Source organism: Okeania sp. SIO3I5 (genome assembly GCF_010672085.1).
Classification (GTDB): domain Bacteria; phylum Cyanobacteriota; class Cyanobacteriia; order Cyanobacteriales; family Microcoleaceae; genus Trichodesmium.
In genome coordinates this window covers 1-11,174 of record NZ_JAAHHT010000285.1, presented here as the reverse complement: position 1 = coordinate 11,174, position 11,174 = coordinate 1, and the positions used below count along the sequence as shown (strand labels likewise).

General features: G+C 37.4%; 8 protein-coding genes and 1 pseudogene. 7 read left to right on the top strand and 2 right to left on the bottom strand.

The window, feature by feature from the left end:
* Window positions 1-482: 482 nt before the first annotated feature.
* On the top strand, window positions 483-1,640 hold the full coding sequence (locus tag F6K40_RS35175) for a DUF819 family protein (protein ID WP_293143284.1): 1,158 nt from the start codon (window positions 483-485) through the stop codon (window positions 1,638-1,640).
* A gap of 536 nt (window positions 1,641-2,176) precedes the next feature.
* Here F6K40_RS35175 and F6K40_RS35170 read toward each other — a convergent pair.
* Window positions 2,177-3,961: a metallophosphoesterase family protein gene (locus tag F6K40_RS35170; protein WP_293143281.1), complete on the bottom strand. Its 1,785-nt coding sequence runs from the start codon at window positions 3,959-3,961 to the stop codon at window positions 2,177-2,179.
* A gap of 371 nt (window positions 3,962-4,332) precedes the next feature.
* Between F6K40_RS35170 and F6K40_RS35165 the strand changes: the two genes are divergently transcribed.
* From F6K40_RS35165 to F6K40_RS35140, 6 genes and pseudogenes are all read left to right on the top strand, one after another.
* A complete protein-coding gene (locus F6K40_RS35165) occupies window positions 4,333-4,506 on the top strand; it encodes a hypothetical protein (RefSeq protein WP_293143278.1) in 174 nt (57 codons plus the stop codon).
* A 315-nt stretch (window positions 4,507-4,821) separates the two neighbouring features.
* Window positions 4,822-5,034, top strand: a pseudogene (locus tag F6K40_RS35160) (pPIWI_RE_Z domain-containing protein); the annotation flags it as partial.
* Window positions 5,031-5,312 carry a hypothetical protein gene (locus F6K40_RS35155; RefSeq protein ID WP_293143275.1) on the top strand — a complete coding sequence of 94 codons (282 nt, stop codon included), beginning with the start codon at window positions 5,031-5,033 and terminating at the stop codon, window positions 5,310-5,312. The pseudogene F6K40_RS35160 and the gene F6K40_RS35155, both read left to right, overlap by 4 nt.
* 47 nt (window positions 5,313-5,359) lie before the next feature.
* Window positions 5,360-5,653 carry a hypothetical protein gene (locus F6K40_RS35150; protein ID WP_293143272.1) on the top strand — a complete coding sequence of 98 codons (294 nt, stop codon included), beginning with the start codon at window positions 5,360-5,362 and terminating at the stop codon, window positions 5,651-5,653.
* Window positions 5,654-5,806: 153 nt separating this feature from the next.
* On the top strand, window positions 5,807-6,172 hold the full coding sequence (locus tag F6K40_RS35145) for a protein-tyrosine phosphatase family protein (protein ID WP_293143269.1): 366 nt from the start codon (window positions 5,807-5,809) through the stop codon (window positions 6,170-6,172).
* Between the two features lie 344 nt (window positions 6,173-6,516).
* Window positions 6,517-7,899 (top strand): FAD-binding oxidoreductase, encoded by a 1,383-nt coding sequence (locus F6K40_RS35140; RefSeq protein WP_375340624.1) that lies wholly within the window; start codon window positions 6,517-6,519, stop codon window positions 7,897-7,899.
* A gap of 262 nt (window positions 7,900-8,161) precedes the next feature.
* Here F6K40_RS35140 and F6K40_RS35135 read toward each other — a convergent pair.
* The coding region (locus F6K40_RS35135) for an esterase-like activity of phytase family protein (protein WP_293143266.1) at window positions 8,162-11,174 on the bottom strand (3,013 nt) is incomplete at its 5' end.

The window sequence follows — 11,174 nt, the reverse complement described above, 5'->3', positions numbered from 1 at the left end:
TAGGCTCTCACTCACACACACTGAAGCGATATAGCTGCCGAATGAATGTTCTACGCTACTTTCATGCAACAAAGCTTTCTATAGCTATTCCCTCCATACCTGTTCCCTCCATACCTGTTTCCTAAATAGGGCTTGCTGATTAAATCTAAAAGTATTGACATTAATCATGGTTTGAGCTTTTTTAGGTCTTGAAAATGTACAAGGTTTTCCTTAATCAAGAGCTGCATAAAGTGAGGATGAAAGAGTTAACTATTGGCAGAAAAATCAAGGGATAATTGTTCCTCCTGTCTTGTCTAAATTCCCCATTCCTCCTGTCTCCTGTCTCCTGTCTCCTGTCTCCTACCCTTACTCTTGTATACTTTTTCAGCAAGTCCTAAATATATGTACCTCATAACAACTCAAAGCGCTATATTTATTGTATTTACTAACATATTTTTGTAGAATTTTGTGAATTGTCTCTGAAAAACAATTTTCGACCAGTTATGACAAACAGTTTGATTCAACCTGAGCAAAATTTCGCTATTTGGGCAATTCTTCTCTCGGCAGCAACTATTGGTTTTTGGTCAGAACAGAAAATGTGGGGTGCAAGTATATCTGGTGCTGTCGTAACTATGGTAGTAACATTTTTTCTGTCTAATTTAGGAATTATACCTTCTGATGCTCCTGCTTATAATGTAGTCTGGTCTTTTCTAGTTCCTTTTTCTATTCCTCTGCTTTTATTTCAAGCTAATATCTTACAAATTATCCGTGAATCTGGGCGAGTTTTGATTGCCTATTTTTTAGGTGCGTTGGGAACAGTTTTGGGAACTATAATTGCATATTATTTAGTTCCTATAGGTGAGTTAGGTTGGAAATTAGCTGGTGTTTTCTCTGCTACTTATATTGGTGGGTCTGTAAATTTTTTTGCTACTGCTCAAATTATCGAATTAAATTTAGATTCGGGAGATTTATTAGCAGCAGGAACAGCAGCAGATAATTTGGTTATGACTTTGTTTTTTCTGCTGTTGTTTACTTTACCTTCTCTGAAATGGGTAAAAGAAATTTTTCCTGATAATAATTTGGCTCAAGATACAAGCTTTTTAGAACAAAGTAACAAGAGTTTTCCTGAGTTAGGAACACAAGAATTATCGGTTATAGATATGAGTCAAGCATTAGCTATTAGTGGAATTTTAGGTGCATTAGGCGTTAGTATTGCTAGTTTATTAGGCATTTCTCAAGCAGCAATTTTATTCACGACTATTTTAATAGTTTCTCTAGCCACAATATTTCCCCAATATTTAGGAAAATTAACAGTAGCAGACCAAATTGGTACTTTGTTAATGCAGATATTTTTTGCCGTAATTGGAGCTAGTGCTAATATCTGGAAAGTTATAGAGTTTGGACCTGTTTTATTTATTTTCGCTGGGGTAATTTTGACTATTCATTTACTTTTTCTCTTACTAGCTGGCAAATTATTGAACTTAGAATTGCCTGAGTTAGTTGTAGCTTCTAATGCCAATTTGGGAGGTCCTACTACTGCTGCTGCTATGGCAAAAGCGAAAAATTGGTATAAATTAGTAACTCCTGCCATTCTTTGTGGTATTCTTGGCTATGCTCTAGCTACTTTTTTTGGAGTTAGTTTAGCTAATTTTTTGCGTTAAAAAATAGGGGAAGGAGTCATTTCAGTTATCAGTTATCAGTTATCAGTTATCAGTGAACCTCCGACTGAAGTCGGAGGCTTGAAATACTGAATTAAATATTTTTTTCATCCCCTTAAAAGGGGAGGCTTTAGACCTAATTTTTTGGTAAGGAAAAAGGAAGAAGGAAGAAGTTTTAAGAGAAGGAAAAACGTTAAATATGCTGGATATTTTCCCATCTTTTACACAAACAATACCAACGGACATGATACAGCGGATTCCATTTGAGTATGGTACAGATATGACAGCCTAGAAGGCTGTGTTACGAAGGTTTGATCGTGAATATTTGTACAACATAAACTTCGAATCCGCTGTATTAGTCTAAAAGGATCAAAAAGTTAGCATTTTGGAAAAAAATTACTCCCCTACTTTCCTACTCCTTAAAGAAAAGAGACTTTTTCAGCAAATCCTAATTACTACTGCCTACTCCGTAAAACAATTGAAATTCATCAAATTTCACTACTTCAGAATTAGGTTCTCTAAATCCTAATTACTACTTCCTACTCCCTAAGCTTAAATTCATCAAATTTCACTACTTCAGAATTAGGTTTTCTTGTATCAAAATAGTAACTACTAACTGTTCCTGTTTCGGTCTCAAAAATACTAAAAGCTGTAATATCATTACTAGCAATAAAAGGTTGAGGTTTACCATTTTCATCTAGCAAAGGAGCAATAGTTGGAATTATCGGTTCTAAACCATTGGGATTGCCAATTTCAGCATATTTTTCCTGATAATTTACAGGCACATTTCGCTTTTTATCTCCTAGATAAGCTCCATAACTATTACCGACATTTGATGTTTCTAGAAAGTTCATTCCACTCGGACTAACAAAACGATTCCAAAGATGAGAATGTCCGTAAAATACTAACTGAACACCAGCAGTTTCTAATAATGGTAAAACATCTCGAATAATATAGTCATTTTGTTGGGGATATTCATAACGAATCATGGTAATTTTACCATTTTCATCTCTGTCAATATATTGGATAGGATTAGTATAAGCAGGAACAACATTTTCACCGAGAGAATGAGGCGGATGGTGAAACATTACTACTTTATATTTTGCTTGTTGAAATTCCTGACTTGCTAGTTCTTTTTCTAGCCAATTATATTGTTGGCTACCTTTAATAATAGGTTCAAAAATATGTTGACCGTAACCCCATTCAGCGGGATTATCAAAATCTTGTTTCCGTTCCCGATATTTGCCTCTAACATTATCATCTAAACCGGGACGTCGCCAGATATTTGTGATATATAAAACTACTAAACGTACATCCCCAAAAGTCACAGCATAATAATTTTTTTGCTCCGAACTATTTTGAGGAAGAGTAAATATTTCTTGGTAAGTGTCTGTATTAAAAGAATTATTTTTTAACCAGGTATCAGGATTAATATTTTGAGGATTTTGTGGATATAAATTTTTGGCAGTTTGTCTAGGGTAGGGCTGACTAAATTGAGAGTTCAAAGAAATTTCCATGGAAAATATGCCCATAACTTCATGATTGCCAATTGCTGGAAAGAGAGGCATATTTTGAATTAATTCTCCACCTCTATAAATAGTCTTTTGACCATTTTTTTCTAATTCATAATTAGCTCTACCTTGGAGATTCGGAAAAAAAGCATTGCCTCGATTATCATCAAACCATTCTGAGGCACGGTCGGGAATATTAATTAAGTCTCCAGCAAAAAAAATAGCGTCTAATTTATCAAAAGTTTCTGTTACTTTTTGCAGATTTGCCGAACTCATTGGTTTTAATTGATGGTCTGAAGTTAGGAGGATTTTTAAAGGTTTACCTGGAGTTGGTTTAGCAGCTAAAGTAAAAATTTTACTCCTCATATTTTCGCCATTTTCCTTTTCGCTAATAATTCGGTATGGCACAGAATTATTAGGACTTAAACCAACAACTTTTGCTTCATGTCGCCAGATATCTCGCATCATAGGTTGTTGATAAATTAAACCTTTTTCTGTTTGTTTGCCAACAAAAGAATCTTGGTCTTCACGAGTGTGACTAAGTTTAGTAGTATTTGCCTCAACAACCTGATTCAAATTTTCACCATAAACTACAAAATTTCGTTTGCTAGGAAATTCAGTAAACCAAACAACTTGTACAGAATTTTCTGTCGGAGCTTGGAGAAATGGGTCCGTTAAAAATTCCGATTCAGGTTCTAGAGAATACATAATTATAAATATGAAAATAACAACAATAATTAAGATACCAAAAATCCAGGGATTACGATAAGAATCTCTAGGATTTTCAAACGCTTCTGGAGGAGGATTCAACATAGAAAAAATTAGATAATTTTCTTTGTGTACGGGTTTGGAGACCAAACCCCTACAATGAAACATTACAACCTATTTAGGATTGTTATATTTACTTTTATTAGGTTATTATAACTTGAACTATAATTATGAATTTATGGTCAGAATACTATAAAAAAAATACTTTGTCAATTCCTAGTAAATTTTGTCGATAATTTACGCATCTATGAAAAATAATCCCAAAATAAATATTATTGCTATAGCCAAATTTTGAGGTGATAATTATGTATAAAAAAATTGAAAACCCACACATTCTAGAAACCATTCTTAATCATACAAGTTTGACTAGCATGAGCAAAAATTAAAGTCGTTGGTATAGTCAACATCCTGCTAATATGGTTCCATTTATTCGTAAAGGAAAAGTGGGAGATTGGAACAGGACTTACGCAGAACCACCATATCTAGTAGAGGGCGAATGGCATTCGCCCCTACAAATGGTGTATAATTCGGTATGCGTGCGTAAGTCCTGTGGAAGTCACATTTCTCTGTTTCTCAAACTCAGAGATTAACTGAAAAATTGAGGATGAAAACTGCTGGTACTGAAGCTGAAAATTTATGGCAAATTCCTGAATAAGTAGGTTGGGGTTAAAAATTGTCGTTATGATAAGGTAGGAGGCAAAAGGCAGAAGTTATCAGGTAGGAGGGAAGAGGTTTTTGAGATTTTTACTTTTCGCTACATACTTTGATTTTTTTCTACCTATCTACTTAGTTCTGATTGTTGTTCACAGAAAAGTAAGAGATGAGAAACAGATAAATCTGACTTCTTACAGCAGTTTTCATTTCAGTAGACCACAGTAGGGACGTTCCATGGAACGTCTAATGAAGTTACGCAAACCCCAAATATGGTAGTAACTCGATATGAGTTGTACGATGCAACATTGACACAACCACTGCTGTTTCAAACAAAAAAATACAAACCAGCTCCAGCAGGAGACTATGAATTTAATATTAATCCACAGCAGAGTCGAGTAGTCAGAATTTCAGAAAATATTGCTAACATTGGAATACGACACCTCATCCAGAGTGCAAAAAGTTGATTGAACAAACAAAATGGGAGATAGAATTTGAAAAATTAGAATCTGATGTTGAACGCTTTATAGAAAATCTGGCTAAACTGTTACAATTAGGAATTTATTCAGCCCATTTACTCGGTGCATTAGGAAAACACATTTCTGCTAGACGACAAGCTAGTGTTGACTTAGAAACAAATTTTCCGTTAATTCCTCCAATTGATTTCAATGCCTTACTTCCTAATTCTCCGGTTGGATCGGTGACTAGCGCTCAATATGTGAAAGGACAACTAAAAATATATTGAGGTATTGCTGTAGGTAGGGCACTTTTAAACAGTCTTATCCTTTTCATGTGCAACTAGAGCCTACATTATTGATTGAGCCACCACCAGATCAAGCTAAAGCAGTCGCCTATGATAGTGAATTTTTCTATTGCCCTGTTGTCGATGATGCTGGCTCTCCTATTTGGATATCTGGCAGTCAGGGAGATGACCGCTTAGAAAATATTAGTCGCATGATTACAGTTCTTTGTCGAGCCGGCAAACAAAGTAGGGCACTTATAGATCGATTTCAGGATTACTTGAAGGTGAGCTTCCTCCTAAGACAGACACAGAAAATCCTAAGAAAAACAAAGAAAAAGAATTAGAATTTATACAATTACAACAATTTCTCACCAAGCGAGCAAATAATTTAACTCTTCGCGTATGTTGCCGTACTGAAGAAGTAAGAGAAGCTATTAAACGAATTGCTAAACATTATTTTGGAGATAGTTTAACCTTAGAGTTTCACTCATCAGCAGATGAGTCGTTTTCAACCTTGGGTATCAAAAGGATATGAAACAGAAACTGATAAGGATGGTAAGCCAATCATTGGAAAAGATGGAAAAGCAGTCAGAGAAAAGGATTTGTCCGGTAAGAGTATCCCCAAAGATATTTTGAAACCTCCATTGCCGACTAAAGGTTGGAAAGATCCACAAACTCGCGCTCATAATATTCTAGCTACTCCATCACCTGAAAATTTTAAACTGCATCATGCCATTACACACCATCTCCGCACCTGCCATTGGTGGACTGACGCTCAATCTAAATATCCTTTACTACTCTCATTAGCTGAAAAGCTGAAAGAATGGTGTTTTAATGATGCTGAGTCAGAAGATACAGACTAATTTTTTGATATAGACAGAAATTATGCCAAATAGGAAATAATATCCCGCCTGTAGGGGCGAATGGCATTCGCCCTTACTCTTTGATAAATGGCATTCGCCCTTACTCTTTGATAATTTTTCTTCAAATAAACCCAACAAATGTGCTATAAAAAAAATGGGAATTATTTTAAATCCCTACAGCGTTTTTCAGATTGCTAAACCACATCGTTATAACTAAAACTCTGTAAGGGCGAATGCCATTTGCCCCTACTGTGTGAGTTTTTCAGATTGCTAAACCACACCGTTATAACCAAAACCCTGTAAGGGCGAATGCCATTCGCCCCTACGGTGTGGGATTTACTGAAATGAAAACCACTGTAATTGTCAAAAAAAACAATTTTAATTTAATTACAATGATTTCACAAGAAAATACATTGAACATACAAGAAATAGAAGCTATTGTCGGCAAAGACAATATTAGTTTATGGGAAAATCTAAATCCAACAAAAAAACAACAGATCTCACGGGCGATCGCTCCCAACAACACCATTAACTGTATCGTCTATCCAGAAACTCAAGCACAACTATCTGATGTTGTTACTTGCTGTGCCAAAAATAACTGGGCGATATTAACTTGCGGTAATGGTAGTAAACTCCATTGGGGAGGGTTAGTGAAAATAGATCCAACTACTCACGACAAGGGAATAATAGTTGTAAGTTGCGATCGCCTCAACCGTCTGATCGAACACGCTGTCGGTGACTTAACTGTTACTGTGGAACCGGGAATGAAATATTCGGAATTACAAACGACTCTGGCCAAAACAGATCAATTTTTTGCCATCGATCCTGCTTATCCAGAAACTGCAACTATTGGCGGTATTGTTGCTACTGCTAACAGTGGTTCTCTACGTCAACGCTATCGGGGTGTGCGAGATATGTTACTCGGTATTAGTTTCGTCCGTTCAGATGGAAAAATTGCTAAAGCAGGAGGACGAGTAGTCAAAAATGTTGCAGGTTACGACTTAATGAAATTATTTACAGGTGCTTACGGTACATTGGGTATTATTAGTCAAGTTACTCTGAGAGTTTATCCTATACAAGAAGCATCGGGAACTGTGGTTTTAGTAGGAGAAAAAAATAACATTGCCACCGCAACTCAAACTTTATTATCTTCTGCATTAACACCTGTTGCTGTTGACTTACTTTCAACTAATTTAGTTAAAGAATTAGACTTAGGTGAAGGCGTGGGATTAATGGTAAGATTTCAAACCATAATAGGTAGTGTTGAAGAGCAATCACAGAAATTATTAGAAGTGGGAAATAGTTTGGGTTTAAATTCCACTCGTTACCATGATAATGAAGCAGAATTATGGGATAAATTAAAACAGAAAATTTGGCATTCTCAGGAAAATACAGAAGTAATTTGTAAGATAGGAGTAATGCCTAATAAAGCAGTAGAAACTTTAAATCAATTAGCTATAGAAACAGGTTTGGGATTAATTCATGCAGGTCTTGGTTTAGGAGAATTACGCTTTAATTCTGTTACTCCTGAAACTATTTTAGAATTACGTCGGTGGTGTGAATCTATAGGTGGATTTCTGACAGTTTTAGCGGCGCCATTAGAGATGAAACAAAAACTTGATGTTTGGGGTTACAATCAAAATGGTCTTGATCTAATGCGGCGAATTAAACAAAAATTTGACCCCAAAAATATTCTTAATCCTCATTCTTTTGTTGGTGGAATTTAGGGGAGCAGAGGAGCAGGGAGAAACAGTGCTATTTTGTAGTAGTGCGTCAAGCTTGAAAATGTGGGTTAAAAAACCTAACCCCCCAACCCCACAACTATCCCCCCTTACCCCCCTTTGAAAGGGGGGAGAAACTCCCCTCTCCTTGCAGGAGAGGGGTTGGGGGAGAGGTCTTCATTTACTCAAATTTACCCACATTTTAAAGTTAGACGCGCTACTACTGTGCTCTACTGAAATGAAAACCGCTGTCAAATCTACTTCCTAATTACCTGATTTGGAAATTATCCTCAGTAATAGTAGGCGCACCATCAAGTTGAGCAAAGATACTCAAGTCACCATTGAAGTTACCTCCAGCTAAGTAGAAAAGAAAACCAGATTCTTCACTGTAGACAATGAAAGCATCAGAGTCGCTTACCTCATCGTCTGTTGCAACTATTTCAAAATCACTATCAACACTGAAACCAATGCCAGCATTACTCTCAAGGTCAGTAAAACTTGAGCGATCTAGAAGAATTCGATCGCCTTGGTTTCCTGCTTCATCTGGTCTGAGGTCTGGTTGGAAATCAGTGATTAAATCAATCCCCAAATCTTCTTCTTCAAATGGTTGATTGCTATTATAGATGAAAATGTCAATGCTCGCTCCACCACTCAGGGTATCAAATCCTGGACCGCCATTGATGCGATCGCGACCTTGACCGCCATTTATCTCATCATCACCGTCACCACCAAATAGGTGATCGTTACCTTGACGACCTTGAAGTTCATCATCATCCTCCTTGCCAAACAAAGAGTCATTGCCACGACTACCAATTATTTCATCGTCGCCAGCACTTCCTACTAAAGTGTCCGCGTCATTCAAACCAATAATAGTATCCTCTCCAGTACCACCACTGATATTGTCTGCTTGAGGAGTACCTTCAATTCGCACGCCGTCATCAATAGATGTATTTTCAATAACGATTTCACCTACCTGATTTTCTGAATCAACAACATAACCATCTCCTGGTTGCAATTCAATAGTTGTGGTTTCATCTTCTTCATCCTCACCATCAAAAATGGTTGTCCAGGTAACGGTTGCTGTTGTTTCACCTTCATCGATCGTAATTGCTGAACGTCCGATTTCAGCACCAACTGGGTCGAGAGATTCTAGGTTAGAAGCATTGGTTAACTCAGGAGGAAAATCTAAATCACCAAGCTCATCATCAGAATCTGTTTCTGACCAAATTACCCGTAAACCACCTTCTGGAGCAGGTACATTTAAGTTGAAAGTTAAGGAGTATTCATCTCCATTTTCATCAACAGTTTCGGGTTCAACCTCAATACTGACTGTAGGAATACCAACTCCTATTCCTGGTGCTAAGTCTAGAGGTTCGTCTAGCTCTATCTGAATAATCTCGTTATTATCAATATCTGGTCCCCGACCAATGGAGAAAGGATAGTTGTTGTCGTTGGCAACCAGAATTGTGTCTGCATCAAGAACTAACACATCCTCAATGGTGACAAAAGGGAAGCTAAAAGTAGTTTCGCCATCATCGTTGAGGTCGTCGGGGTCATCAATATCTAGTAAGTCTACAACTTCTTCTTTGGCAACAAAACCTTCGTTATCAACTATAGAAAGGTCAATTTTAAAGATTTTCTTGAACTCAGCGTCATCACCTTGACCGCCATCCCGTTCAATGACTAAAAATTCAGTTTCATTGATGGGAGTAAAGTCACCAATAGCATGACCTGGTACATCGGTAGGATAGAAACCTATTAGATCGGTGAAAGAGCTAGAAGCAGGATCGAATTCATAGATGCGTAAAGCATTATCTGGATCGCCCTCTACTGCACCCTCTAATAAAGGATAAAAAGTTTCGCGATCGGGACTGAATGCTAGACCTTCATAACCACGGGAGGTCCGTAAATTTGGTTGATCAATAAATTGATCTACAATTATGCTACCTGTGGCAGGGAAGTCAGTAAAGAAACCATCTGCACCAATCTCTATTAGTTGTTCAAATTCTTCTCCTGGAGTTTGAGGTGTTCCTGGTTCTAAAGATTGGAAGGAAATACTACCCTCAGAAACATAAGCTCCTCCTAATGGAATCAGTGCTCCTGTATCTGGATCTGCGGCAAAACGAACTGTAGAATCTTCTGACAGAGGAAAGCCAAATCCCTGGAAACCAGTAGTATCAACTTCAGTTTCAATTGGAGCGACTGTACCACTTTCCTGAGCAATTTCCAGAGCGTTATCATTCAAAAACTCTTCGGATATAAACACACTGTTGAAGCTACCTGAGTCTGCACCACCAACTATTACAAACTCACTTGTTTCTTCATCGAATTCTAACAAAAAGTTGTCAATGAAGAAACCTGCTTCTATTCCTGCTAAGTCGGGGTTGCCTATCTCTTCAGCAAGTTCGGGAGCAACAAACAAGGGAAGAGGTGGTGTAGTAACTATTCCTGTGTCAGGGTCTAAGATTAAATCCGCTGGAGTGAATGTAAAGTCAAAGAATGGTTCTAGATTATTGCCTTGTTCGTCAGTTATAGTGTTATCAATACGACTATAAAGAGCAGCATTTCCACCGGGGCGATCTATACCTATTAAGGCGTTGACAATTAATTGCGGACTATCAAATTCCTCAACAGTATCATTAAGTGTGAGGAAACGTTCTTCATCCCGCAAGGTGTAGGGGTGAACCTGTAAACCTGCATCGTGAGCATCCTCAATAAAGGAAGTAATTTCTCCTGTCAACTGGGAAGTAATTTCTGCTTCTCCATCTCCGTCTCCATCAACTGGTGTATCTAGAGGTTCCCGTAACAGAATATTATTTTTCCAAGGTCCTGCACCTTCTGCATATAAGTCACTGATCGCTTCGAGAAACTCTGCACTATCAAGGTCAGCATAAACTGTATTTGCCGAGAGAGGAACTTCTACTGCATCTAGGAATTCTTGACCGTAAATATCTACTAAGTTGTTACCTTCAGCAATATTAAACCGGACGTCGAATGGGAAGGAGAAGGTATTGGTTGGATCTGCTCCTTCAGTAGTATTTCCATAAAGTTGAACTAAAGGAATATTGCCGAGACCTTCATCATCTAATTGTTCTTGTAGATCGATTAAGTTGGCAAATTCAAAGGATTGGATGAAAATGCGATTTGGGTTGGTAAAACCTGTATCTTGGAGAGTTTGAATTAGAGGTTCTTCTAAGGATAAACCCTGCTCATCGAAGAATGTAGGATGTTTGGTTTCGGGATAGATACCAACTTCAAACCCATATTCTGCTTCCATTGCT